The organism is Salegentibacter chungangensis (genome assembly GCF_042678405.1).
Lineage (GTDB): Bacteria > Bacteroidota > Bacteroidia > Flavobacteriales > Flavobacteriaceae > Salegentibacter_A > Salegentibacter_A chungangensis.
Window position 1 is genome coordinate 1,171,348 of record NZ_JBHTLI010000001.1, and the last position, 25,438, is coordinate 1,196,785.

Annotated in this window: 27 protein-coding genes and 2 tRNA genes; 14 read left to right on the forward strand and 15 right to left on the reverse strand. The window is 41.5% G+C overall.

What is annotated here, in order from left to right:
* Window position 1: 1 nt before the first annotated feature.
* The 6 genes from ACFQ3Q_RS05175 to gpmI are packed head-to-tail and all read right to left on the reverse strand — an operon-like array spanning window position 2 to window position 4,663.
* A complete protein-coding gene (locus ACFQ3Q_RS05175) occupies window positions 2-769 on the reverse strand; it encodes a class I SAM-dependent methyltransferase (protein WP_380743607.1) in 768 nt (255 codons plus the stop codon).
* Window positions 770-1,333: an HNH endonuclease gene (locus ACFQ3Q_RS05180; RefSeq protein WP_380743610.1), complete on the reverse strand. Its 564-nt coding sequence runs from the start codon at window positions 1,331-1,333 to the stop codon at window positions 770-772.
* A complete protein-coding gene (gene map, locus ACFQ3Q_RS05185) occupies window positions 1,326-2,141 on the reverse strand; it encodes a type I methionyl aminopeptidase (protein ID WP_380743612.1) in 816 nt (271 codons plus the stop codon). The genes ACFQ3Q_RS05180 and map overlap by 8 nt, the downstream gene beginning before the upstream one ends.
* Before the next feature lie 9 nt (window positions 2,142-2,150).
* Window positions 2,151-2,546, reverse strand: a complete 396-nt coding sequence (locus ACFQ3Q_RS05190; protein ID WP_380743614.1) for a BT0820 family HAD-type phosphatase — start codon at window positions 2,544-2,546, stop codon at window positions 2,151-2,153.
* Between the two features lie 51 nt (window positions 2,547-2,597).
* Complete coding sequence (locus ACFQ3Q_RS05195; protein ID WP_380743616.1) at window positions 2,598-3,137, reverse strand: thioredoxin family protein; 540 nt, start codon at window positions 3,135-3,137, stop codon at window positions 2,598-2,600.
* Window positions 3,138-3,145: 8 nt separating this feature from the next.
* The gene (gene gpmI, locus ACFQ3Q_RS05200; RefSeq protein WP_380743618.1) at window positions 3,146-4,663 is read right to left on the reverse strand and encodes a 2,3-bisphosphoglycerate-independent phosphoglycerate mutase; all 1,518 of its coding nucleotides are present in this window, start codon (window positions 4,661-4,663) and stop codon (window positions 3,146-3,148) included.
* 350 nt (window positions 4,664-5,013) lie between these two features.
* Between gpmI and ACFQ3Q_RS05205 the strand changes: the two genes are divergently transcribed.
* Entirely contained in the window at window positions 5,014-5,754 is a 741-nt protein-coding gene (locus ACFQ3Q_RS05205) for a murein L,D-transpeptidase catalytic domain family protein (protein ID WP_380743620.1), read from the forward strand.
* Here the strand turns inward: ACFQ3Q_RS05205 and ACFQ3Q_RS05210 are convergent.
* The 3 genes from ACFQ3Q_RS05210 to ACFQ3Q_RS05220 are packed head-to-tail and all read right to left on the reverse strand — an operon-like array spanning window position 5,751 to window position 8,305.
* The gene (locus ACFQ3Q_RS05210) at window positions 5,751-7,412 is read right to left on the reverse strand and encodes a L,D-transpeptidase family protein (RefSeq protein ID WP_380743622.1); all 1,662 of its coding nucleotides are present in this window, start codon (window positions 7,410-7,412) and stop codon (window positions 5,751-5,753) included. The genes ACFQ3Q_RS05205 and ACFQ3Q_RS05210 overlap by 4 nt on opposite strands.
* Window positions 7,413-7,466: 54 nt before the next feature.
* Window positions 7,467-7,751, reverse strand: a complete 285-nt coding sequence (locus tag ACFQ3Q_RS05215) for a GNAT family N-acetyltransferase (RefSeq protein ID WP_380743624.1) — start codon at window positions 7,749-7,751, stop codon at window positions 7,467-7,469.
* 2 nt (window positions 7,752-7,753) lie between these two features.
* Window positions 7,754-8,305, reverse strand: a complete 552-nt coding sequence (locus ACFQ3Q_RS05220; protein WP_380743626.1) for a ClpP family protease — start codon at window positions 8,303-8,305, stop codon at window positions 7,754-7,756.
* Window positions 8,306-8,489: 184 nt separating this feature from the next.
* On the opposite strand from ACFQ3Q_RS05220, the gene ACFQ3Q_RS05225 reads away from it, so the two are divergent.
* Window positions 8,490-8,562 (forward strand) — tRNA-Gly (locus ACFQ3Q_RS05225).
* Between the two features lie 106 nt (window positions 8,563-8,668).
* Here ACFQ3Q_RS05225 and rho read toward each other — a convergent pair.
* On the reverse strand, window positions 8,669-10,279 hold the full coding sequence (gene rho / locus ACFQ3Q_RS05230) for a transcription termination factor Rho (RefSeq protein ID WP_380743628.1): 1,611 nt from the start codon (window positions 10,277-10,279) through the stop codon (window positions 8,669-8,671).
* Window positions 10,280-10,477: 198 nt separating this feature from the next.
* Between rho and ACFQ3Q_RS05235 the strand changes: the two genes are divergently transcribed.
* A complete protein-coding gene (locus ACFQ3Q_RS05235) occupies window positions 10,478-10,888 on the forward strand; it encodes a DUF4293 domain-containing protein (protein WP_380743630.1) in 411 nt (136 codons plus the stop codon).
* Window positions 10,889-10,965: 77 nt separating this feature from the next.
* On the opposite strand, the gene ACFQ3Q_RS05240 is transcribed toward ACFQ3Q_RS05235, so the two are convergent.
* A complete protein-coding gene (locus tag ACFQ3Q_RS05240; RefSeq protein ID WP_380743632.1) occupies window positions 10,966-11,454 on the reverse strand; it encodes a metallophosphoesterase family protein in 489 nt (162 codons plus the stop codon).
* 116 nt (window positions 11,455-11,570) lie between these two features.
* Here ACFQ3Q_RS05240 and truA point away from each other — a divergent pair, with 116 nt between their 5' ends.
* A complete protein-coding gene (truA, locus tag ACFQ3Q_RS05245; protein ID WP_380743634.1) occupies window positions 11,571-12,314 on the forward strand; it encodes a tRNA pseudouridine(38-40) synthase TruA in 744 nt (247 codons plus the stop codon).
* Window positions 12,315-14,087, forward strand: coding sequence for an ABC transporter ATP-binding protein (locus ACFQ3Q_RS05250; RefSeq protein WP_380743636.1), 1,773 nt, complete (start codon window positions 12,315-12,317; stop codon window positions 14,085-14,087).
* Here the strand turns inward: ACFQ3Q_RS05250 and cdaA are convergent.
* Window positions 14,084-14,857: a diadenylate cyclase CdaA gene (gene cdaA / locus ACFQ3Q_RS05255; RefSeq protein WP_380743638.1), complete on the reverse strand. Its 774-nt coding sequence runs from the start codon at window positions 14,855-14,857 to the stop codon at window positions 14,084-14,086. The two genes, ACFQ3Q_RS05250 and cdaA, sit on opposite strands and share 4 nt — an antisense overlap.
* Window positions 14,858-14,894: 37 nt before the next feature.
* Complete coding sequence (gene folP, locus ACFQ3Q_RS05260; protein WP_380743640.1) at window positions 14,895-15,719, reverse strand: dihydropteroate synthase; 825 nt, start codon at window positions 15,717-15,719, stop codon at window positions 14,895-14,897.
* 85 nt (window positions 15,720-15,804) lie between these two features.
* On the opposite strand from folP, the gene ACFQ3Q_RS05265 reads away from it, so the two are divergent.
* The 6 genes from ACFQ3Q_RS05265 to ACFQ3Q_RS05290 all read left to right on the forward strand — a co-directional run bounded on the left by ACFQ3Q_RS05265 (window position 15,805) and on the right by ACFQ3Q_RS05290 (window position 19,729).
* Window positions 15,805-16,353, forward strand: a complete 549-nt coding sequence (locus ACFQ3Q_RS05265; protein WP_380743642.1) for a DUF1599 domain-containing protein — start codon at window positions 15,805-15,807, stop codon at window positions 16,351-16,353.
* A 32-nt stretch (window positions 16,354-16,385) separates the two neighbouring features.
* Window positions 16,386-17,480 (forward strand): BT_3928 family protein, encoded by a 1,095-nt coding sequence (locus tag ACFQ3Q_RS05270; RefSeq protein WP_380743644.1) that lies wholly within the window; start codon window positions 16,386-16,388, stop codon window positions 17,478-17,480.
* A 163-nt stretch (window positions 17,481-17,643) separates the two neighbouring features.
* A complete protein-coding gene (gene tpiA, locus ACFQ3Q_RS05275; RefSeq protein WP_380743646.1) occupies window positions 17,644-18,396 on the forward strand; it encodes a triose-phosphate isomerase in 753 nt (250 codons plus the stop codon).
* Between the two features lie 2 nt (window positions 18,397-18,398).
* Complete coding sequence (gene prmA, locus ACFQ3Q_RS05280; protein WP_380743648.1) at window positions 18,399-19,232, forward strand: 50S ribosomal protein L11 methyltransferase; 834 nt, start codon at window positions 18,399-18,401, stop codon at window positions 19,230-19,232.
* 59 nt (window positions 19,233-19,291) lie between these two features.
* Entirely contained in the window at window positions 19,292-19,567 is a 276-nt protein-coding gene (locus tag ACFQ3Q_RS05285; protein ID WP_380743650.1) for an ATP-dependent Clp protease adaptor ClpS, read from the forward strand.
* Between the two features lie 88 nt (window positions 19,568-19,655).
* Window positions 19,656-19,729: transfer RNA gene (locus tag ACFQ3Q_RS05290), tRNA-Arg, on the forward strand.
* A 296-nt stretch (window positions 19,730-20,025) separates the two neighbouring features.
* Here ACFQ3Q_RS05290 and ACFQ3Q_RS05295 read toward each other — a convergent pair.
* Window positions 20,026-21,000: an ion channel gene (locus ACFQ3Q_RS05295; protein WP_380743652.1), complete on the reverse strand. Its 975-nt coding sequence runs from the start codon at window positions 20,998-21,000 to the stop codon at window positions 20,026-20,028.
* 259 nt (window positions 21,001-21,259) lie between these two features.
* Here ACFQ3Q_RS05295 and ACFQ3Q_RS05300 point away from each other — a divergent pair, with 259 nt between their 5' ends.
* On the forward strand, window positions 21,260-21,775 hold the full coding sequence (locus tag ACFQ3Q_RS05300; protein ID WP_380743653.1) for an adenine phosphoribosyltransferase: 516 nt from the start codon (window positions 21,260-21,262) through the stop codon (window positions 21,773-21,775).
* A 4-nt stretch (window positions 21,776-21,779) separates the two neighbouring features.
* Here ACFQ3Q_RS05300 and ACFQ3Q_RS05305 read toward each other — a convergent pair whose 3' ends face one another.
* On the reverse strand, window positions 21,780-21,932 hold the full coding sequence (locus ACFQ3Q_RS05305; protein ID WP_380743655.1) for an SsrA-binding protein: 153 nt from the start codon (window positions 21,930-21,932) through the stop codon (window positions 21,780-21,782).
* Window positions 21,933-22,102: 170 nt separating this feature from the next.
* Between ACFQ3Q_RS05305 and ACFQ3Q_RS05310 the strand changes: the two genes are divergently transcribed.
* Window positions 22,103-23,050, forward strand: a complete 948-nt coding sequence (locus ACFQ3Q_RS05310; RefSeq protein ID WP_380743657.1) for a calcium/sodium antiporter — start codon at window positions 22,103-22,105, stop codon at window positions 23,048-23,050.
* Window positions 23,051-23,168: 118 nt separating this feature from the next.
* Window positions 23,169-25,355, forward strand: a complete 2,187-nt coding sequence (locus ACFQ3Q_RS05315) for a glutamine synthetase III family protein (RefSeq protein ID WP_380743659.1) — start codon at window positions 23,169-23,171, stop codon at window positions 25,353-25,355.
* Window positions 25,356-25,438: the final 83 nt, after the last annotated feature.

Sequence of the window (25,438 nt, forward strand, 5' to 3'; positions counted from 1 at the left end):
ATCAGGGCTTATAGCAGACGGGAATAATCTCGCCTTTTGCCAGTCGGAACTTGTCAATTTGGGCAGGACTCAATTCCTTGGTGTAATCGGCTTCATCGACCTCAAAACCTATATTTCTTAACTTGTTGAAATAATCTCTTCCATAAACCCTTACGTGGTCATATTGCCCAAAAATTCTTGTTCTTTCTTTAGGGTCGGTAATAGAGTTGTCTTCAAAGGTCTTTTCTCTGTTTAGATCCTGCGGAATCTGAAGAATTGCCGTGCCTTTGCGTTTAAGAACCCTGTAAATTTCCTGCATTGCCTTCGTGTCGTCAGGAATATGTTCCAAAACGTGGTTGCATAATATAAAATCGAAACTATTATCTTCGAACGGGAGGTCACATATATCGGCCTTTACATCAGCCAAAGGGGAATTAAGGTCAGTGGTGGTGTAGTCGAGATTCTTTAATTTTCTGAAGCGTTTATAGAAAGCCTGCTCTGGTGCGAAATGAAGTACTTTTAGGGGCTTCTCAAAAAAATCTGTTTCATTTTCAAGGTAAAGCCAAAGCAATCGATGTCTTTCAAGGGAAAGAGTAGAGGGGGAGAGAACATTTTCTCTCTGGTTTTCGTAGCCGTATGGCAGGAATTTAGAGAAACTGCGGCCATCTATAGGATCTGTATACCTGTTCCCACGGAGGCTGAAAATAAAGATGGGTTGAACCCAGTAACTTAATCGAATTAAAAGCGGGCGGGGGAGAGCATTAAGAAAGAATTTAAAAAGCTTCTTCATTTATACTTCAATATCACCCCAGTTTTCACCCGATTTAATACGGTATAACTGCATCTCTGAAACGCCAAATTGCTTGGCTAGTACTTTGATTCTTGTTTTTCGATTCGGGTCAAGAAGTTTTTTCTTCAGGATCACGGCCTGGGCATAGGTGAGTTTAGAGTAAGAAACCACTTTTCTCAGCTTTCGCTTTTTCTTGTTCTCTTTTACATTCGGGTTATCGAACTGATGTTTAACCCATTCTCTCTTGTTGGTCCAGGCCAGGTTTGAAACCCTGTTGTCATCTTTTTTGAAGTTCTTATGGATCACGTATTTATCGTCTTCCTTTTTATTCAAAAAGAGTTCTGCGACCATACGGTGAACATAATAGGTCTTGTGCTTTCCGTTCTTGAGTTTTACGGCGAAGTTATGGTAACTTCCCGGTTTACCACCTCCTACCAGTTCACCTTCGGGGTTTTTCAGATAACTTATCAGTCTCCCGTAGTTGGAAATTTTATAGACAAATCTATCTTCCCATTCCTCTTTGTGCAGAGTTTTCCACTGCTCCTGTCTATAGCTCTTAATCATAAATTTTTGCTCTAAATTCTTCTTCTTCATCAGATTCGATACCTAAGGCATCATAAATATATTTAAAGGTAGAGAGAAGCTCGGGCTTGCCATCTACCAGTGCAATATCGTGTTCAAAATGGGCGCTTGGTTTGTTGTCCGCTGTCAGGATGGTCCACCCGTCAGCTAATTGCTTAATCCTTTTTGTTCCCTGATTGATCATAGGTTCTATGGCTACAACCATTCCTTCTTTGAATTTTTTACCTCTTCCTCTTTTACCGTAATTCGGCATTTCCGGGTCTTCATGCATCTTACTGCCCAGGCCGTGACCAACTAATTCCCGTACTACCCCGTACCCTCGGTCTTCGGTATATTTTTGGATAGCATATCCTACATCACCTACACGATTTCCTAGTCTGAATTCTCTAATCCCCACATAAAGAGATTCCTTGGTAACCTTAAGTAATTCGGCTGTTTCCGGGGCAATTTCGCCAACAGGAAAAGTATAAGCATGATCTCCGTAAAAGCCGTTCTTAAGTGCTCCGCAGTCTATGGAGATAATGTCTCCTTCTTCCAGAGGTTTGTCATTCGGAATTCCGTGTACAACCTGGGCATTAGGGCTCATACACAATGAATTAGGGAAGTCGTATAAGCCAAGAAAACCCGGTTCTGCCCCGTGGTCTCTTATAAATTCTTCCGCATACTTATCAAGTTCTAAGGTGGTGACTCCCGGTTTTATTTTTGGAGCCAGCATTCCAAGGGTTTTCGATACAATTAGTGCGCTCTCTCGTATAAGTTCAATCTCTTCCCTTGTTTTAGGTATAATCATAATATTACTTTAAAACCATTTTAAAATGCCTTTCTTTTTGGACATTCTTTTGGGCTTATTATTCGATAGTTTCTGATAAATTTCACCCCATCCTAAAAGTCCCTGGATATTACGGTCATCAATAAAAAAATCGGCCAGGATCTTTCTGCTTATTGTGTGATCAAACTCCTCTTCAGGATAACTTTTATTCACGGCATAAAAACTTATGCCTTTAGATTCACAAAACTCTACAGCTTCTTCCAACGCTGGTCCGTGTCTGTACGTCCAAAGGATCAATTGGTGTCCTTCTTCCTGAAGTTTCTTCAGGGTTTCAAAGGCAAAGAGTTTAGGTTTTCCGATCTCCGGATACCTGTTATCTACAATTGTTCCATCAAAATCAACTGCTATGGTTAATGATCTGGGCATAGTGCAAAAATAGAAGTTTTAAGCTTAATTTATATTAAGTCGCCTTTCTGTTTATTTGGCGTACGAATTAGAATAATCTTTTCCGCTTACTATTTTGGCAATATCTTTTGCTAGGCTTTGCTGGGCATATTCCACAAATCTATTTACTTCTTTTCCGTTTTTACTGAAAATGATAGTTGGTACTCTGTGCACCTGAAATTCTTCTTCCATATTTCCCGGCGTAGATTTGCTGTGGTTAACACCTATAATGGTGAACTTATCCATATCATATCCGGTTTCTTCAAGTATCTTCAACAGTTTAGGTGTTTCACGTTTACTGTCTCCACACCAGGTTCCCATAAAAACGGTAATTTCATAGTCCGAAATATTTTCGTCTATTGTCTGAAGGGCTTTTTCTTCAGGGGTATAGTCGTCATAAACCGAATTAAACCAGCCTGCGTAAGGTTCTTCCTTCAATTCTTCAGGTTCAAATTCCCCGATAAGCATATCGGTCTGGATTTTTGTCCCGGTAGTGGTTTTTGATATTTCTTTAGTCTTATCTGAGTTTCCTCCTAGTGCTAATGCCAGGAATATCAAGAGTAATTTGTGCATAATTAAATTTAAATTAAAGAATCTTCGGTCATTAAATCGGGTTTATCGATACCCATAAGCTCTAAAATAGTCGGAGCGATGTTGCCTAACTTACCACTTTTTATTGCTTTCACGTCTTTATCCATTAAAACGAGCGGAACCGGGTTTGTAGTATGTGCGGTATTCGGACTTCCGTCAGGATTAATCATCACATCACTGTTCCCGTGATCTGCAATAATGATTACCGAATAATCATTGTCTACAGCAGTTTCAGCGACTTCTTTGGCACAGGAGTCCACCGTTTCACAGGCTTTTACAGCGGCTTCAAATACTCCGGTGTGGCCTACCATATCCGGATTGGCAAAATTCAGACAGATAAAGTCTGCGGAATGATCCTTGATCTCTGGAATGATCTTGTCCTTTATCTCTCCGGCGCTCATTTCGGGCTGAAGGTCATAAGTGGCAACTTTTGGGGAATTGCACATAATGCGCTTTTCTCCTTTAAACGGTTTCTCTCTTCCACCGGAAAAGAAAAAGGTTACGTGTGGATATTTTTCCGTTTCTGCAATCCTTATCTGTTTCTTGCCGGTATACTCAAGTACTTCTCCAAGTGTAGATTTAATATTGTCCTTTTTGAATACCACGTTTATATTTTCGAAGCTATCATCATACTTGGTGAGGGTCACATAGTATAGGGGCATCTTTTTCATTTCATATTCAGGGAAATCCTGTTGGGTTAATGCCTGTGTTAACTGGCGACCACGGTCTGTTCTGAAATTGAAGAAGATCACTACTTCCTTCTCCTTAAGTTTTGCTACCGGCTCACCGGCGTCATTGGTCATTACAATAGGTTCTATAAACTCATCGCTTACGTTATTTTCGTAGCTTTTTTCTATAGCTTCAACAGCATTGGTGGTTTTATACCCTTCTCCTTTGGTGATAAGGTCGTAGGCCTTTTTCACCCTTTCCCAGCGTTTATCACGGTCCATAGCATAATACCTTCCAATTATGGAAGCCAGTTTTCCGTTGGTCTTTTCCAGGTGTTCTCCCAGTTCTTTTATAAAGCCTTTTCCGGAATGCGGATCTACATCACGGCCATCGGTAAAAGCGTGAACGTATTTTTCTTTTACCCCAAATTCTTCTGCTGCGGTCAAAAGTCCTTTTAAATGATTGATGTGGGAATGAACTCCACCGTCACTCACTAAGCCCATAAAATGCACAGGCTTGTTATTTTTTATGGCATAGGTAAAGGCTTCCTCGAGAACGGGTTCATCTTTTAATGAATCGTTCTTTACTGCCTGATTGATCTTTACCAGGTCCTGGTATACCACTCTTCCGGCTCCAAGATTCATATGTCCAACTTCACTGTTCCCCATTTGGCCTTCAGGCAAACCAACGTTCATTCCGTCGGTACGCAATTCGGCGTGCGGATATTTTTCGGTTACTGAATCCATAAAGGGAGTTTTAGCCTGAGCGATGGCTGAAACTTTCGGGTCTTGAGTAATACCCCAGCCATCTAATATCATTAGAAGCACCTTCTTATTCATAAGACAAATAAAATTTTGAGATAAATATAAAAACAAATTGCTGCCCGAGTAAAATCCAGACTATAATGTTTTACTAAAATGTTTTACCAGGATGATCTACAGGACTTATGATTTCTAAATCCAAACTTAAAATTTAACATTAAATTTTAAGAAACCTGAAGTAATAATTTGAAACTTCCGGCGTTTTTGGAATTGTGTGTTTGTGTCTAAAACCTTGAAAATCCAATATATACCGCCCTGTATGTTAAAATTTCAACTTTTAAAGGCTATTTGGGGGATTATAATTTGATTTTTGTATGTTGGCATAACATTTGGAATTGATTAACAAAATCTTAAACAAAAGAAATTATATGAATTACAGAATCCTGACGGTAGCTGCAGTAATGATCTTTTCATTTGCTTTTACCAGTACAGAAAAACTGAATACTTCAAATTCCAATATTACGGCTTCAGAGATTCCTGTGAAGCCGGCTCCATTAAGTTTTAAAGAAGAGGTGAAAAACCTTTATGGCGATTTTAAAGCGGCTAATAGCAGTATGCCTGCATTAAGTGTTTTCGAGCAGGCGATGAAAGGTTATGCCAAATTAGATAAGGCCGGTCGCGTTGCGAACCGCCTGCTTACGGTGATAGATTTTGATATGTCTTCCAGTAAGAAGAGGATGTGGATTATGGATATGGAAGATAAAAAGGTGCTGTTCAACACTTTTGTTTCTCACGGAAAGAATACCGGCGTGGAATTCGCCAATAAATTTTCTAATCAGGTGAATTCTCACCAGAGTTCTCTTGGGTTTTATGTGACCGGAGAGACCTACTATGGTAAAAACGGACTGTCTTTGTTCATAGACGGAATGGAGAAAGGTTTTAACAGTAATGCCAGAAAGCGTTATGTGGTAATTCACGGAGCAGATTATGCTACCAAGAATTTCATAAATAGGTATGGGCGTTTAGGAAGAAGTTACGGATGTCCTGCAGTTCCTAACGGGATCGCTAAAGATCTGATCAATAGGATCAAAGGAAAATCTGTGGTCTTTATTCATAAAAGCGATAAAAAATACCAGAACAAGTCTTCTTACCTTAATTACGAAGCTTAATTCTTTAATTTACTAAAGATCTCTTCATCCAGGTGGTACACGTCATCGGCGAAGTGTGTGATGCCTTTTTCACGCCAGGCCGTCCAGTATAAATGATGAATCTGTATCGGCTGGGTGATTTTTATTTCAGTGGTCTTTCCTGAAGCAATAACTTCCTCGATCTTTTCCTCGGAATATTTTTCCTGGTCGCTTAATAAGTATTTAGAAAGGGGGATGGCATTCTCTACTCTCACACAGCCCGAACTCTGGGCTCTTTTATTCTTATTGAATAAGGACTGAGATGGAGTATCGTGTAAATAGATCATATACCGGTTTGGATAGATGATCTTGACCCGCCCCAGCGGATTGGTGCTTCCTGCATTCTGCCTGTAGGTGTACCTTAGTGCTTCCGGGGAGCTCCAGTCTATAGTAGAGGGATCTAGTTTGTTTCCGTCTCTGTCATAAACATTCAGTTTCTTTTTCTTTAAATAGGAAGGGTCTTTTGTGGCTGATGGAATGACATCCCTTTTTTTAATTGTAGGAGGGATCGTCCAGGTAGGATTATATACTACATAGCCCAGGTCTTTTGAGAAAACCGGGGTCTTACGGGCTTCCGTTCCTACCATAGTTTTATGAGTCCCGACTGTATCCTTGTCCTTAATGATATGCAGGCGGTAATTAGCGATGTTGATGATGATGTAATGATCCCCAAAATCCCTTGGATGCCATCTCCAGCGCTCCAGGTTGGCCAGGATCTGGTTGTAGCGGTCCTCGTAATTCTTGTTCAGGTTTTCAATGGTAGTGTTTCCTATTATTCCATCTATTTCCAGGTCGCTTTGTTTTTGAAAGGTCCTGATTCCTTCTTCTATATTGCGGTTATAGGTGGTGCTTAGGGAGTCGGGATTGATTATAGTGCTGATCAGGTTTAGTTCCTGAAGTCTTTTTTTTATCCGGGGGATCCTTGGATCGATTTCTCCGGGTCTTACCAGTTTCCCTAAAGAGATACGGGTGATCTCTTTCTCTGAGTCTTTCAGGACCTCATATTCTTTCAGGGATTTCTTAAGCCCCTGGTAGACTAGGTGCTTTGGCTTAACTGAGTCCAGGGCCCATTGGATATCCTGTTTGGTGAGAGCGCTGTCTAATAGCTTAAAGAGGTTAGGGGAGTAACTTTTTATGTCCCAGATGGAATATAGCTTTTTAGGGTCCAGTTTCCCCGTGCTCAGGTCACCTGCAAGACTGAAGTAGGCGTCTGTTAACCCCAGTTCCAGCTCGTTTAGCTGTTCTATGTTAAGGGTTCCGATATTCTCCAGGGAATTGTAAAGATATTCCCGGTGGTAATCTTCAGGAAAAAGGCCTTCATTTTTCGCGGAATCTACTTGAGATAGCAAGCTCTTGCGTAGTATCGGGTCATTCCAGATGGGCTCGTTGTCACGAGCTTCATAGAATTCAGAGACCTCTTTGAAATTATCCAGTTCAAGTTTTCCGGTGTAAGTTGAATCTGATACTTTTTCCAGAAGGTTTTTTATTTTTCCCGAAGAGGTGAGTTCTTTTACTATCCTTACTTCAGAAGCTTCCGAGCCCTGAACCGGATTTTTATTTCCTGTCTTTTCCGAATCATTGCAGGCAAGCATTACCGAGGCAATTAGAAATAGCCTTGTTAGGTTTTTGATCAGGATCATTTAATGATTTTTAAGACCGGAATTGGTAGTATCGGGTTAGATAATAATGCCAGGTCAGGAAACCTTCACATCTTCGTAAGATGCATTTCGGTCGAACTGAACTTCTGCAAAAGGACAAAGAGGGTCGATCTTCAGTTTATTTCCTCTGGCGTAATCTACGCTTTCTTTCACGAGTTTTGTGCCCAGACCTTCTCCTTCCAGCTTCTCGTCAACCTCTACATAATCTATGGTGATTACATCGTTCTCCTTCTTTGAATAGGTGAGTTCGGCAATGATGCCTTTTTCCCCTTCAATGTAAAACATCCCCCGGCTGTTGTTTTCTTTGTGCTTAACTTCCATAACTATTTACTTATAATACCATCTACTATGCCATACTCTATAGATTCTTCGGCATTCATCCAGTAGTCACGGTTAAAGTCTTTCATTACTTTTTCCACTGGCTGGCCGCAGTTTTCGGCAAGGATCTTTGCAGACAATTCTTTTGTCTTCAGGATCTCTGTAGCCTGAATTTCGATATTGGAAGCCTGACCTCTGGCACCACCGCTTGGTTGATGGATCATCACTTTGGCGTGAGGTTGTATAAAACGGTGTCCTTTATTGCCTGCGGAAAGCAGAATAGATCCCATAGAGGCAGCAAGACCGGTGCAGACTGTCGATACCGGGCTGTTAAGGGAAAGCAGGGTGTCATAGATAGCAAATCCGTCGGTAACATATCCGCCCGGACTGTTTATAAAAAGTTGAATTTCCTTTTTCTCTACAAGATCAAGATAAAGCAGTCTGTCTATTACATGTTTGGCAGATTTATCGTTTACCTCTCCCCAAAGGAATACTTTTCGTTCTTCAAGGAATTTTGCATCTATAAGGTCCTGTATCTTTCCGGGTTTATCTTTCATAATTTTGTTATTGGTCTATTTAAGTCAGCTAAAAATAGGGCTATTTTATTAGAATTCTAAACCGTAAAGGCCTGATTTAACAAGATTTTAAATTCAGATTTTTTCAGGCATAATTTTCAGTCAAAAAAATCCCGTAAAATTTTTGGAAGTTGAAAAACATATGGGCTATATTTGCAGGGCAAAGGCGGGAGTAGCTCAGTTGGTAGAGCGTCAGCCTTCCAAGCTGAATGTCGCCGGTTCGAACCCGGTCTCCCGCTCTAAGAAAAGCCCCATCGGAAACCTTGGGGCTTTTTTAATGCTGCTATTGAATAAAAAAACCGGATGTGTTAGCATCCGGTTTTTTTGATTTATGGAAACAGAGTTTTAACCGTTCATAGAGATTAAAAACTCTTCATTGTTCTTGGTTTGTTTAATCCTGTCGTTAATGAATTCCATTGCTTCAACAGGGTTCATGTCTGCAAGATATTTGCGCATAATCCACATTCTTTGGATGGTGTTTTCATCAAGCAGCAGGTCGTCGCGACGGGTGCTTGAAGAGATAAGATCGATTGCCGGGAATACTCTTCTGTTGGCAATTCTTCTGTCCAGCTGAAGCTCCATATTACCTGTTCCTTTAAATTCCTCGAAGATCACCTCGTCCATCTTAGAACCGGTATCGGTAAGCGCGGTAGCGATAATAGAAAGCGAACCTCCGTTCTCTATGTTACGGGCCGCACCAAAGAATCTCTTAGGCTTGTGAAGTGCATTTGCATCTACACCACCACTTAACACCTTACCACTGGCAGGTTGTACGGTGTTATAAGCACGCGCAAGTCTTGTAATGGAGTCGAGTAAGATCACTACATCGTGCCCGCACTCTACAAGACGTTTGGCTTTTTCGAGAACGATATTGGCAACCCTCACGTGTTCGTGAGCTTCCTTGTCGAAGGTAGAAGCAACTACTTCCCCTTTTACGTTACGTTGCATATCGGTAACCTCTTCAGGACGCTCGTCTATAAGAAGTACGATCTGGTATACTTCAGGATGATTGGCTGCAATGGCATTTGCAATATCCTTAAGCAACATGGTCTTACCGGTCTTTGGCTGAGAAACGATCATTCCACGTTGTCCTTTCCCGATAGGAGAGAACATATCCATAATCCGTGTGGAAATGGTGCTTTGTTTTTCAGCAATATTGAACTTTTCTTTAGGGAAAAGAGGGGTAAGGTGCTCAAAAGAAACACGGTCGCGAACCACCTGTGGGTCAAGGCCGTTAATTTTATTGATCTTGATTAAAGGGAAATATTTTTCACCTTCTTTTGGCGGACGAATTTGTCCTAATACGGTATCCCCGGTCTTTAATCCGAAAAGCCTGATCTGTGACTGAGACACATAAATATCATCAGGAGAGGTCAGGTAGTTGTAATCTGAAGATCTAAGGAACCCGTAGTTGTCCTGCATAATATCCAGTACTCCTTCACTCTCGATTATGGCATCAAACTCATAATCCGGCTCACGGTAGCGGTTGCGGTTATCACGGTTCCCGTTGTTTTTATGGTTGCTGTCCTTTTTATGACGAGGCTCTTTTTTGTTGTCCCTGTTACTGCTGCGTTGCTTGGGAGCGTTGCTGCTGTCGTCTTTAGAAGGTGCTTTCGAATCCTTTTTATCGGTTTCTTTGGGTTTTTCCGACCCCGTTTTATGAGAAGTGTCTTTTCTTTCGGGTTTTTTGGAATCTGGTTTCTGGCTTTTTGGTGGCCTTTTGTCGCCGCCAATTTTTGCAGGCTTACTTTTCCTTTCGGGTTTCGCCTGTGGCTTTGCTTCAGATTCTTCTGTCAGAACTTCTTTCACTTTTGTAGGGTTTGCTGCCTGGTAATCTAAAATTTGGTATACCAAGTCCAGTTTTTTAAGACTTCTGAATTTAGGAACGTTCAGAGATTTTGCAATTTCCTGTAACTCAGGCAGCTTTTTAGCTTTTAATTCTGAAATTTCAAACATGAATAACTAAGAATAAAAAATTTGTGTTTGGGTTGATTTTAAAACTTCTCGAGGAAGAATCGAAAAATTTGGAGTCTTAAGTAACCTGTTTTGAATTGGTTACGAAATGTACTTGCAATTATACGACTTTATTTTAATTTTTAAACCTGTTTTCTAAAAAGAATCTATTATTTTTGTCTGCGAATCTCAGATTTGACTATGCTACAACGTATTCAAACTATCTACTTATTAATAGCCGTTATTTGTAGTGCCGGACTCATATTCGCCTTTTCTCTTTGGGAAAATGCTAATGGGGTTGAGGTATACGCACAGGACCATTTAACCATCCTTGCCATGTTTCTTGGCTCGGCGGCTTTGTCTTTAATAAGTATATTTATGTTCAAGAACAGAAAGCTTCAGTTCGTGCTGGGGCGTCTCAATATATTATTAAACTTTTTTTTACTAGGAGTGTTTGTTTATTGGTCTCTAAGACTACCTGGAGAGATGGATATCTCAGAGAAGGGTATTGGGATGATTCTTCCTATTGTTTCTATCGTTTTTCTAGTGTTGGCGAATAAAGCCATTAAAAAGGACGAAGATCTCGTAAAATCTGTAGACCGATTGCGATAAGCCTATCATCTTAGTAGTATTAGTGCGTGAAAAACCCGAAGTGAAGACTTCGGGTTTTTTATATTTTTAGATGTTTCCTATTCCAGTTCAATGACTTCCAGCTCTGAAATATCTCCCTTGTCCAGTTTGAAACGAAGCATAGTCCTCTTTTTATGAAAGCCCTGCTTGCCTGCTGCCCCGGGGTTCATATGTAGTAACTGGAGGTCTGCATCGTTCATTACTTTTAGAATATGTGAATGCCCACAAATAAATAACTGGGGCGGATTCTTCTTGATTTCTTCCCTGACTGCCGGAGAATATTTCTTGGGATAGCCGCCAATATGGGTTATCCACACATCAACCCCTTCACAGTCGAATCTTTGGTTGAGCGGAAACTCCTTTCTGATTTCTGTTCCGTCTATATTCCCGTAAACAGCCCTTAATGGCTTTATTTTTTTTAGCGCATCGGTTACTGCCACAGTGCCAATGTCTCCCGCGTGCCATATTTCATCTGACTGGCTGGCGTAATGAAGGATGCGGTCGTCCATATGTCCGTGAGTGTCACTTAAAAGCAGAATTTTTTTCAAAATACTATCGGGTTTATTTATAAAATCATTTAGAAATCCTGTGTCAAGGAAGGCTTCAGGCTTATAATAAATGCCTTATCTTTGCAGATCGCGAATGTAAAATTAATCAATTTAGGTTGAGATATTTCATAGAACTGGCATATTTTGGTAAGGCTTTTCACGGGTGGCAAATTCAGCCAAATGCTCCTTCAGTTCAGGAAGCAGTAGAAAAGGCATTGTCTACCGTCCTGCAAAAAGAGATTGAGATTGTGGGTGCAGGAAGGACCGATGCCGGGGTGCACGCCAAACAGTTGTATGCTCATTTTGATCTGGAACAGGAGTTTGATGAAGAGCATTTGGTCTTCAGGTGTAATTCTTTGCTGAGCCGGGACATTGCTTTAAAGCGAATCTTTAAAGTTAAGCCTGATGCTCACGCGAGATTCGATGCAACCAGCAGAAGCTATGAATATCATATTCATCATTTGAAGGATCCTTTTCAGTATGAATATTCTTATTATCTGAAAAGAGAACCGGATCTAAAAAAAATGAACAAGGCAGCAGGCTTTCTGAAAAATTATACCAATTTTAAATGTTTTTCAAAGTCTAAAACCGATGTGATGACTTATAATTGTAAAATCGAAGAGGCTGTCTGGAAAAAAGAAAATGGCAAACTTGTGTTTTACATTACTGCAGACAGGTTCTTAAGGAATATGGTTCGGGCCATAGTGGGGACTTTGCTGGAAATAGGCCTTGGGAAAATAGAGGTTGAAGAGATGCACGAGGTTATAAAAAGCCAGGATCGCGGGAAAGCAGGTACTTCGGTGCCGGCCCACGGACTTTATCTTACGAAAATTGAATACCCTAATATAGAAGTGAATTAAATGGCGTCAAATACGGGAAATGCTTTCGATTTTAATCTGTTTAAGCGATTGCTTAAATACACAAACCCTTACAAAGGGACCTTTTATTTTGTAGGGGTTGCGGCGGTGTTGCTGTCTTTCTTTTCGGTGCTGCGCCCTTATCTTTTGCAGGTCACTATAGATGACGCAATAATGCCGTCTGACAATGAAGGTCTTGTGTTTTATGTGGCGCTGATGCTTGGCGTGCTTTTGCTCGAGGTGATCTCTCAGTTCCTCTTTATCTATTATGCCAACTGGCTGGGGCAGGAAGTGGTTCGGGACCTTAGGGTGAATCTTTTTGAGCATATGCTCAAGTTCAAAATGAAATATTTCGATAAGTCAGCCGTAGGTCGATTGGTGACCAGGGCGGTTAGCGATATTGAAACCATCTCCAGTATTTTTAGCCAGGGACTTTTTATGATCATAAGTGATCTTTTGAAGATGCTGGTGGTGCTCGGGTTTATGTTCTATAAGAGCTGGCAGTTAACCCTTCTCGTTTTAACGGTGCTTCCTTTTATTATATATGCAACCAGGGTTTTTCAGAAAAAGATGAAGGTGGCCTTTGAAGATGTTCGTAACCAGGTTGCCGATTTGAACACTTTCGTGCAGGAGCGTATTACCGGAATGAAGATCGTTCAGCTTTTTACCCGTGAAAAGGCCGAATATGAAAAGTTTAAAGGGATTAATGACAAGCACAGAAAAGCCTGGGTGAAGACTGTTTGGTATAACTCTATATTTTTCCCTATCGCTGAAATGTCCACCTCTATTACCATAGGTCTTATCGTGTGGTTCGGGGGGCTAAGGGCTATAGAGAATGATTCCTTGAGCCTTGGGGTGATTATTATGTTCATTGAGCTGTCACAGATGCTTTTCAGACCATTGCGCCAGATCGCCGATAAATTCAATACCCTGCAAATGGGAATGGTTGCTGCCAATCGTGTCTTCGGAATCCTGGATACCCGGTCTTTTATCAGTGACGAAGGCAGCAGGGAAGTAGGAAAACTTAACGGAAAGATCGAATTTAAAGATGTTCATTTCAGTTATGTTGACGATGAGGAGGTGCTGAAAGGAGTTTCGTTTAAAGCAAATCCGGGAGAGACGGTTGCGATCGTGGGAGCTACCGGCGCCGGGAAATCTACCGTCATTAATTTGCTGAACAGGTTTTATGAAATAGACAGCGGGCAGATCCTGGTGGATGATATCGATATTAAAGATGTGAAGCTGAAATCACTGAGATCCCAGATCGCGGTGGTACTGCAGAATGTCTTTTTGTTTGCCGATACCATTATGAGCAATATCACGCTGGACCATCCCGATATTACCGAAGAGGATGTGATCACGGCAGCGAAACAGATAGGAATTCACGAATTTATCAATACGCTTCCTAATGGATACCATTATAATGTAAAAGAAAGAGGAGTGATGCTTTCTTCCGGGCAACGACAGTTGATCTCTTTCCTGAGAGCTTATGTTAGCAACCCGAGTATCCTGGTGCTGGATGAGGCCACCTCTTCGGTAGATTCATATAGCGAACAGCTAATCCAGGATGCGACAGATAAGATCACCGAGGGGCGAACCTCTATTGTTATCGCGCACAGGCTTGCCACCATTAAGAAGGCCGATAAGATCATTGTAATGGATGCCGGAAGGATCGTGGAAATTGGAAATCACGAGCAGTTGCTTCAGCAGAAGGATGGTTATTATAAGAAATTATATGAAGTCCAGTTTATGGCTGAAGAATCACTCAGATCTTAAAGCAGGTCTTCCTTAAGTCTTTCTTTTAACTCTTCATTGGTCTCGAACATCACGAATTCACCGTCCTTAATGTAGGAGATTTGCCCGGTCTCTTCGCTTACCACAAGAGCCAAGGCATCGGTTTTTTCGGTGATCCCCACAGCAGCACGGTGTCTTAACCCGAATCTTAACGGGATGGAACGGTCGTTGGAAACAGGTAAAATCACCCTTGTAGCCGTGATACGATTGTCTTCTATGATCATTGCTCCGTCGTGCAACGGACTGTTCTTAAAGAAAACGGCTTCAATTATCGGCTGGTTGAGTTCGATATCCATTTTATCGCCCGAATTCTTTACAAAGTCAAGATTGGTGCTTTTCTGGATCACCATCAGGGCCCCGGTAAAACTTCGGCCCATCACTTCACAGGCTTTTACAATGGCATCAATATCGGTTTGGACTTCAAGATCATCTTTAATGAAACGAAGCTGTTTGAAGAATTTACCGTTATAGGCAAAGTTGGTAGAACCAATCATCAGGAGAAATTTCCTTATCTCCTGCTGGAAAACCACAATTAAAGCAAACATCCCCACTCCTATAAACTGCCCGAGAACGCTGCTTAGAAGCTCCATTTGCAGTAGTTGGGTGAGCTTCCAGACCAGATATATAATAACGATCCCTACAAAAATGTTTACAGCAACGGTGCCTTTTACCAGTTTATAGATGTAATAAAGCAGGGCTGCTATAAATACAATATCGAGTATATCGAGAATGCGTAGGTTTATTATATCCAAATTCGATGGGTTTTCTGTAAAAATAGAAAATATAAAACTACTTTTTAACTCGTGAAACTAAATTCACACATTCTACGGCTTCTTTTACATCGTGAACCCTTAAAATGGAGGCGCCTTTCTGAAGCGCAATGCTGTTCAGGACCGTAGTGCCGTTAAGGGCTTCTGATGGATTTGTCCCCAGGGTTTTATAGATCATAGATTTTCTGCTGATGCCTATGAGAACAGGTAGCTCTAAGGTTTGAAATAAGTCTGCTTTAGAAAGTAATTCGAAATTTTGCTCGATATTTTTAGAGAAGCCGAAGCCGGGATCTATCATCAGGTCATTAATTCCTGCCGACCTTGCTTCCCTGATCTTGCCTGAAAAATACTGAAGGATCTCCTGAAGCATATTTTCATATTGGTTCAGTTTTTTCATCGTAGCCGGGTTGCCACGCATATGCATCATAATATAAGGCACCTGGTGTCCGGCTACCACATTCATCATTTCCTTGTCGAGATTACCTGCTGCAATATCGTTTACCATAGCCCCTCCTGCTTTCAGGCTCTCATCGGCCACTTTGCTTCTGAAGGTATCCACAGAAATAAGGATCTCGGGAAAGTTTTTCACTAATGCTTCAATGGCAGGAACCACTCTTTGTAGTTCTTCTTCCACCGAAACCTCTTCGGCATCGGGACGACTGCTGTACCCGCCAATATCGATAAAATCGGCACCTTCTTTTAGCATTTTTTCTGCTCTTTTAAGGAGGTCGCTTTCATTTTGAGAACGGCTTCCTTCGTAAAATGAATCGGGAGTGGTATTAAGAATGCCCATTATTTTCGGGCTGGAAAGATCTATAAGCTGGCCTTTGCAATTAATCGTCATTACTAATCTGTGGCTTTATGGATGAAAAAATAACTTTGACAGTTTGGAATATTTGCCCGAAATTTACGCAAATTACTACTTCTTTATGCAGGATACTTCGACGCAATATGATGCGGTGGTGGAAACGTGCCGCAGTCTGTTTGTAAATAAAATGAAAGATTACGGGAGCGCCTGGCGCATCTTAAGGCTTCCGTCACTTACCGATCAGATTTTCATAAAAGCACAGCGCATCAGGAAACTTCAGGAAAATGAAGTGCGAAAAGTGGATGAGGATGAACGCGGAGAATTTATTGGCATTATCAATTATTCGGTTATGGCCCTTATTCAGCTGGAGAAGGGAGTAGTGGAGCAGCCCGATCTCAGCCTTGAGGAAGCTTCTGCTCTGTATGATGAGAAGATTGCCGAGACCAAGCAGCTTATGGAGAATAAGAATCACGATTATGGGGAGGCCTGGCGCGAGATGCGTATCAGCTCGCTTACCGACCTTATTATGCAGAAGCTCTTAAGGGTAAAGCAAATTGAAGACAATAAAGGTAAAACCCTTGTTAGTGAAGGGATAGATGCCAATTACCAGGATATGATCAATTATTCCATTTTCGCACTTATCCTTATGAATGAGCAAACTCAGGAATAATTCTATCTTTATAAGGGAATTAAACTAAGAATATGAAACTACTCGTGGTAATCGCCAGGATACTGGTAGGAGCTTTATTTATTTTTTCAGGATTTATAAAACTTAATGACCCTGTTGGTTTTTCCTATAAGTTGCAGGAGTATTTTAGTCCACAGGTTCTGGACCTGGAGTTTCTGGCTCCTTTCGCGCTGGTTATTGCGATCTTTCTGGTAGTTTTTGAGATGGTCCTGGGCATAATGCTGCTTATTGGTTACCTGCCTAAGTTCACGGTCTGGAGCCTTTTGGGAATGATCATCTTTTTTACTTTTCTAACTTTCTATTCGGCTTATTTCAATAAAGTGACTGATTGCGGGTGCTTTGGAGACGCCATTCCCTTAACTCCCTGGCAGTCTTTCTATAAGGACGTGATCTTGCTTTTGCTAATTCTGGTCCTTGTCTTTAACCGAAAACTAATCGGGCCTGTCTTTGCTCCCGCTTCACACCGGTGGATCATCTTCCTGGCTTTTATGCTGGCCTTTCTTTTCTGTTACCAGGTGTTGATGCATCTTCCTTTATTTGATTTCCGTCCGTATAAGGTCGGGAATAATATTTCTGAAAAAATGAGTGTGCCTGAAGGAGCTCCCGAAGCGGTTTATGAGTATGACTGGCGCTTTAAGCAGAATGGCGAAGAGGTACTGATTACCAATAACGGAAATTTCCCGCAGGGAAAAGGAGAGCTGCTGGGGGTGGAGACAAGAATGATCAGAGAAGGCTATAAACCACCGATCCACGATTTTTATATAGAGAAGAACGGAGAGAATATTACAGCAGATGTCCTTTCTGCTGAAAAGGTTTTACTGATAATTGCCTATGATCTTCGGCTTACTGAACGCGACGGCTATGTGGCCGTAAAAAGGCTGAGTGAAGAAGCGCTTTCTAAGGGCTATATGGTAATTGGGCTTACCGCCTCAGGAGAGGAGAGGCAGCAGTCCATAATAGAGGAATATGACCTTGATTTCGAATTCTATCAAAGCGACGAAACTGCCTTAAAGACCATTGTTCGCTCTAACCCCGGATTCTTAACGCTGGAAAAGGGAACTATTACCCAAAAAGAGCACTGGTTCGATGCTTCCGATATCAAATTATAAATCAATCCGAATTTATTTTAAAAAATCCTTAAAAACAGGAGGATGAGGTCTCCTGTGGACGGCTATGTGTTATCTTATCGATATATTTGTATTGCTTCGGAAGAATATCAATGCTTTCGGATAAAATTCAAGTAGAATTTCCCTAGGGGACAATCAGAAAATTATGAGAAAAAACATAGTAGCCGGAAACTGGAAAATGAATAATGACCTTGCCGAAACCCAGGAGTTGCTTGGTCAGCTTAAGATGCAAATGGTAAAAGAACCAAAAGCGACCGTGATGGTGGCGCCTTCTTTTACAAATCTTTATACCGCATTCGAGAATCTTAAAGACACCCCTGTTAAGGTGGCCGCCCAGAATATGCACCAGAGCAAGAACGGGGCTTTTACCGGAGAGGTCTCAGCTGCTATGCTTAAAAGCATTGGTGTAAATACCGTGATCCTTGGGCACAGTGAACGCCGTGCACATTTTCACGAAACCAACGAAATCCTTAAAGAAAAGGTAGATGCAGCTCTGGAGAACGGGATGGAAGTGATCTTTTGTTTTGGGGAGGAGCTGGAAGACAGAAAAAGCGATAAACATTTTGATGTAGTCGAAAAACAACTAAAAGAAAGCCTGTACCAGATTTCTGCTGAGGCCTGGAAAAACATCATTCTTGCCTATGAGCCGGTTTGGGCAATTGGTACCGGGGAGACCGCTTCTCCTGAACAGGCGCAGGAAATGCACGCTTTTATAAGAAAGAATATCGCCGATAATTTCAATGCTGATATTGCTGAAAATGTATCTATTCTTTACGGAGGTAGTGTGAAGCCGAATAACGCCAAAGAGATCTTCGCGAAGAAAGACGTAGACGGTGGCCTTATTGGTGGTGCCAGTCTGAAGGCCGTAGACTTCCTTGAGATCGTTAATTCCTTTTAATTATGGCTACGAGTTACCTCGAGTTTAAGTTTCAGATAGAGCCGCTTCAGCCGGCTGCTGAGATTCTTATCGCCGAGTTGGGTTATCTGGGCTTTGAAAGTTTTGTGGAAGAGGAAGACGGGGTAACCGCCTATATTCCGAAGGAAGAATTTGAAGACGATCTTCTGGCCGGGGTGCATATACTTCAGTCTGAAGAATTTGAGATCACTTATTCTTCTGAAGAAATTGAACAGGTGAACTGGAATGAGGAGTGGGAAAAGAATTTTAGTCCTATTCTGGTAGATGATAAATGCAGCGTGAGAGCGCCTTTCCATCCCCAACCCGATGTGGAGTTCGATATAGTGATAGAGCCAAAAATGTCTTTCGGGACGGGGCATCACGCAACCACGCATATGATGATTCAGCATATCCTGAAGAATGACTGGGAAGGAAAAGATGTGCTGGATATGGGCTGTGGAACCGGGGTGCTGGCCATTCTTACCGCGCTCAAGGGAGCTAAGAATATAGACGCCATAGATATTGATAACTGGTGTTATTTGAATACTCTTGAAAATATTGAGCGCAACAACTGCGAACATATTAATGTAGATGAAGGCGGGGCAGAACTGCTGGAAGGAAGAAGTTTTGATGTGATCCTTGTCAATATAAACCGGAATATTCTTTTAAGGGACCTTCCGGTGTATGTACAAAGTATGAAGCCTGAAGCAGACCTTTATCTTAGCGGTTTCTATCAGGATGATCTGCCGGTAATAGAGAAGGCTTGCCGCGATCTTGGCCTGGATTATGTGGAACATTTTGAAAGGGATAACTGGGTGGCTGTAAAATTTTCACGCTGAAATATTTATAAAGAATTTGTATCTTTGAAGCCTTAGGTTTCTACTGTAAACAGATGATGATGAGTACGAAAGAAGAAGTTTTAGAGAAGGTTGTAACCGATACCAAAAAGAAAAAACAGAATGAGATAATTCTGTATAATGACGATCATAATACGTTTGATCACGTTATAGAGACCCTTATTTACGCCTGTGACCATACTCCGGAGCAGGCCGAGCAATGTTCTATTCTTGTTCATTATAAAGGTAAATGTACCGTGAAGACCGGTCCTTATGAGGAACTGAAGCCTCGTTGTTCCAAACTTCTTGACGCCGGACTGAGCGCCGAATTAATTTGATGGAAAAAAATCTTTCTATTCTTTTCAGATTTTAAAATAAACAATATATTTGCAGCCGCTTAACCATTACGGGAGAGCAGTAAATAAAGGCCTCGTGGCGCAACTGAATAGCGCATCTGATTACGGCTCAGAAGGTTCCAGGTTTGAATCCTGGCGAGGTCACAAAAAACAAAAAATCCGCAGTGAAAGCTGCGGATTTTTTTATTTATATATCTTTCTTATTATGGGGGATTTCCCCCATATTTTATGAAGCTTTTAATTTCAGTCTTATACTTTATACCTTCAGGCTTCCCTAGAAAAGCTGACTCTCAAAGCCCATTTTAAATTTCTTTTTTAATTCCCTGCAGACTGTGTCCCAGGAAATAATTTCTAAGTTGTAAACAATACTCTTATTACCTTAAAATACCCGCGAGGCCGGCGGGTGTTTGTATTGAGATATTTTAACTGGATCCCGGAGATTATTCTTCATCTTCCTTGGCGCTCACATCTTTCCAGGTAAAACTTTCGCTTTGGAGCAGGCCTCCCAGGATAGATCTTCTGTAATGCATTTCTTCAGAATCCTCTCCTTTTACCTGGTAAGGGAGGGGAAGGGAGTGCGTGGCTGTTTTTATAATAGAGCGGGAGTAATGCTTGTCAATATGATTCAGGAACTGGGTCACAGCCCTGCGCAATACCCGCAATTCGTTATGGAGTCTTTCAGCTTCCTTTGAACTCAGCAGGATACTTAGCGCTTCATCAAGCCGGGTGATGTTTATGCTAAGACAAATTTCAGGAGTCCGGTGACTGTAAAAATGAACTACAGGGTATGCCTGGTGATTAACTGCGTGCCGGTCTATCAGTTCCTGCAGGGTAGCTATCTGCTGTGAACTGTAGGATTGGTTAAGGTTTAGAAAAGTAGTGGCGATCTCCTGGGGGGTCTTTCCAAGGTTCTGAATGCTTCTTGCCAGTGAACGTTTAGTGGTTACCGCAGCAGATACTGAGATCAGGTAGGTCATTGAACTCGTGAAAAAGATAAACCCGAAAAAGGAGAAAAGGCTCGTAAGAATTTTAAAAGACGAGGTCTTGGGCTGGAAATCTCCCAGGCCCAAGGTTGAAAGGGTATAGCCTGTGTAATACAGGCGTTCAACCGAATTCGCGATCCTGCCACTTCCATTAGTGAGGCCGGCAGGATCTGAAGAAAAAATAAAGTAGAGTCCAATCCAGATGATAAAGATCCAAACAGCGAGTACCATTAAATTGACAAACATTCCGCTAAAACTGTAGACCCTCCTTCCGAAGAAGGCGGCCGAATGTTTAATTATCCAGTGAGAGAAGAAGGCTATAGGTCTTGAGATCAGGCCGGCTCCACTTCCCGAAAGGGTGGTGAAAAAGAAATCGTAAATAAGAAGGACCAGAAGTATAGTCCCTGAGATGAGGTAGAATGTTTCGCCCATTGGAGTCCTGTGAAATTTTCAGTTTCCCGTAAGTTAGAGAATCTTCTGACAAGTTTTTTTTAAAAAAAATATAATCTTTCTCAGGCTTGTTAAGCTATAATACGGGGTTAATACCCTGTACGGAGTTGTGGTCCAGCTTCTAAGCTCTTAAAATAACCGGGTTTTGTATGTTAAATGAAATAATAAATCTATGTATTAGGGCTAAAAATGACCTTATGAATTTGAGCTTAGATTTTATGCAGTTTTTTATCTTGCGCTTATGAAAGATCTAAAGGAGTTTGTAAGAGATATACCCGACTTTCCCAAAGAGGGAGTAGTCTATAAGGATATAAGTCCTTTGCTGCAGGATCCAGAGGCAATGCATCGTGCCGTAGAATTATTTCTGGAGAAACTGGACGGAATTAAAATAGATAAAGTAATAGGGATCGAAGCACGGGGATTCTTTTTCGCAACTCTCTTGGCCGAAAAGCTGAATGCAGGCTTTATTCCTCTTAGAAAACCCGGCAAACTTCCGTATAAAACCATTAAAGAAGAATATGCACTGGAATACGGAACCGATTCTCTTGAGATTCACGAAGATGCATTTGAAAGAGGAGAGAAAATTCTTATTCATGACGATGTGCTCGCTACAGGAGGAACTGCCCTGGCTGCCTGTAAACTGGTGGAAAGAATGGGGGGTGAAATTGCCCAGTGTGATTTTCTCGTCGAGCTTGAATTCCTGAATGGGCGGGAAAAGCTTAAAGGATATCAGATAGAATCCCTTTTAAAATATTAGCGCGCTAATCCAGCGCGTTTTTTGTTACCCAGAGTTTCCAGCCAATAATGGCCATTTGAACCTTACTGGCTTTTTGAAGGTCCAGGCCTTTCTTGGAATAACTGGGGAGCACTTTCTTATTAAGGCGTGACAGGAATTTGAAAAATTTCTTTTTCATAATTGGTTGGTTTCCTTCAAAGATATTGAAATTGAGGGAATAACTGAAAACTGGAATATCCTGCCATACTTTCAACCGAATTTTTAGACTCCTGTATTTTGAACATTCTTTAAGTCTACTATTTTAATAAAGTCTTATCTTTCTCATATCTTCGCTGCAAAATTTTTTGAATGAGTTTAATTTACATTTTAGCCGGTTTTGCACTATTGGTGATTGGCGGAGAATTCCTTGTAAGAGCCTCTGTCGCACTTTCTTTCAGGCTTAATATTTCCCGAATGGTGATCGGGCTTACGGTGGTGTCTTTTGCTACTTCTGCTCCCGAACTTCTTGTGAGTCTGCAGGCAGCCCTAAATGGTTTTTCTGATATTTCCCTGGGGAATATTATAGGCTCTAATATTGCTAATATAGGTCTCGTGCTGGGGATTACCGCGATCATCTCACCGCTTATTGTAGACAGGGATTTCTATACTTTTAACTGGCACGTAATGATGGCCTTTTCGCTGGCCCTGTATTATTTCCTTTGGAACAGCGGAGATCTTTCCCGCATAGAGGGGCTCATTCTTGTACTGGCGATCGCTTTATATCTTGTTGTCCTTATCAGGAGAGCAAGATATAAGTCAGACATAGTTGTTGAAGAAGTAGATGAGTCTTTGAAGAAGACCTCTGCCTTTAGGATGGCCATCTGGCTGCTTATTGGAGGTGGCGCTTTATGGGGAGGATCTGAATTGCTTGTGAGCGGCGCCGTAGATCTTGCCACGGCATTGGGCGTTAGTGAACGGGTGATCTCGGTAACGATGATCGCTGTTGGGACCAGTGTGCCGGAGCTTGCAGCTTCTGTGATCGCAGCCCTTAAGAGTGAGAAGGCACTTTCTTTGGGGAATCTTATTGGTTCTAATATCTTCAACATAGCATCGGTTTTAGGGATTACGGCTCTTATTAGTCCTATTTCTGTGAATTCACAGGAAATTCTTACCAATGACATTTTTTGGATGCTTGGCTTCGCATTTGTGTTAATTCCTTTCACATTTTTACCCCGTAAATATGAAATGAGTCGTTATAAAGGTGCGATATTGTTTGCAGCATACGCTATTTTTACGGGATTGACATTTTTGGGTTAAATTTAGGGGGTGATATTAAATAATGTTAATTTTTTTATGAATATACCCCTCGGTTTGAGGGGGTGTGAATAAAAATACATACATTTGGCTTCTAAATTTTAAATCTATACAACACAATATGTCAACTTTAAGATTTGAAGCCTTAAAAGAAACCTTTAACCGTAAACCGGTGGAAATCGAAGAGCCAAGCAGAAGATCTCAGCTTTTTGGTACAAACGTATTCGATGAAAGAGTAATGCGCCAGTTCCTTACAAAGGAGGCGTATAAAAATGTAATGGATGCCATTAAAACCGGCGCTAAAATTGAGCGTGTGGTAGCCGATCACATCTCTACAGGAATGAAAGAATGGGCTATTGCTAAAGGTGTGACTCACTACACCCACTGGTTCCAGCCTCTTACCGGAACTACAGCAGAAAAACATGATGCCTTTTTTGAAACCATAGGAGATGGTGAAGCCATTGAGAAATTTGGCGGTAGCCAGCTGGTACAACAGGAACCTGATGCTTCCAGCTTCCCGAGCGGGGGGATTAGAAATACTTTTGAAGCCCGTGGGTATACAGCCTGGGACCCTACTTCTCCTGCATTTATCTGGGGAACTACCCTTTGTATCCCAACGATTTTCGTTTCCTATACCGGAGAGGCTCTGGATTATAAAACTCCGCTTCTTCGTGCATTACAGGCTGTAGATCACGCAGCTACAGATGTGGCTAAATATTTTGACAAAAACGTAAGTAAAGTAAATGCAACCCTGGGTTGGGAGCAGGAATATTTCCTTATAGATTCAGCCTTGGCTGCAACCCGTCCCGATCTTCAGCTTTCAGGTAGAACCTTATTAGGTCATTCTCCGGCTAAAGGTCAGCAACTGGATGATCACTATTTTGGTTCAATTCCGTCAAGAGTTCTTGCTTTTATGCGTGAACTGGAAATTGAATGTATGAAACTGGGAATCCCGGTAAAAACCCGTCACAATGAGGTTGCCCCTAACCAGTTTGAGCTTGCGCCTATTTTTGAAGAGGCCAACCTTGCGGTAGATCACAACTCCCTTATTATGGATGTGATGACCAAGATCGCCGAAAAACACCATTTTAAAGTATTATTCCACGAAAAGCCGTTTGCAGGAATTAACGGTAGTGGTAAACATAACAACTGGTCGCTTAGTACCGATACGGGTGTGAATTTGTTAGGGCCTGGAAGTACTCCAATGAAGAACCTTCAGTTCCTGACCTTCTTTATCAATACCATTAAAGCAGTATATGATAATGAGGAATTATTACGTGCCGCTATTGCCAGCGCTTCTAATGATTACCGGCTTGGAGCCAACGAAGCTCCGCCGGCAATTATTTCAGCTTTCATTGGTTCTCAGCTAACCGAGGTTCTTGATGAACTTGAAAAAGTGACCGACGGGAAACTTTCTCCACAGGAAAAAACCGACCTTAAACTGAATGTTGTAGGTAAGATCCCTGAAATCCTTCTGGATAATACCGACAGGAACAGGACTTCTCCATTCGCCTTCACCGGAAATAAATTCGAATTCAGAGCGGTAGGATCAACGGCCAACTGTGCTAACCCAATGACCGTGTTGAACACGATCGTGGCCAAGCAGCTTAAAGACTTCAAGAAAGAGGTAGATAAGCTTGTGAAGAGCAAGAAGATGAAGAAAGACGATGCGATCTTTAACGTACTTAGAGATTACATTAAGAAGTCTAAGAAGATCCGTTTTGAAGGAAATAACTATGGAGAAGAGTGGGAGAAAGAAGCTGAAAAGCGTGGTTTAAGCAATAACAGAACCACTCCTGAAGCATTGAAAATTCAGACTGCCAAGAAAACCATCGATCTTTATAAAGAGATGGGGGTAATGAATAAGGTGGAGATCGAAGCACGTCACGAGATCGAACTTGAAGAGTATGCAATGAGGGTTCAGATTGAAGGCCGTATCCTTGGAGACATTGCAAGAAACCACATTATCCCAACGGCTATCAAGTACCAGAACGTTCTTATTGAGAATGTGGAAGGGCTTAAGCATATTTACAATGATGATTTCAAGAAGCACTCAAAGGAGCAGATGAACATCCTTGAGAATATTTCAGCTCATATTGCAACCATCAACTCTAAGGTGAACGAAATGATTGAAGCCAGAAAAGTGGCTAATAAGATCGATGATCCTGAGAAGAAAGCTTTTGCTTACTGTAATGATGTGAAGCCTTTCTTTGATGAAATTAGATATCATTGCGATAAACTGGAATTAATGGTAGATGATGAGATCTGGCCATTGACCAAATACAGAGAATTACTGTTTACCAGATAAATCTGTTGAATTGCAGAAAGAAAGAACCACGGAGCATTATTCCGTGGTTTTTTTGTTTAAATATGTAGCTCACTTATTATTCC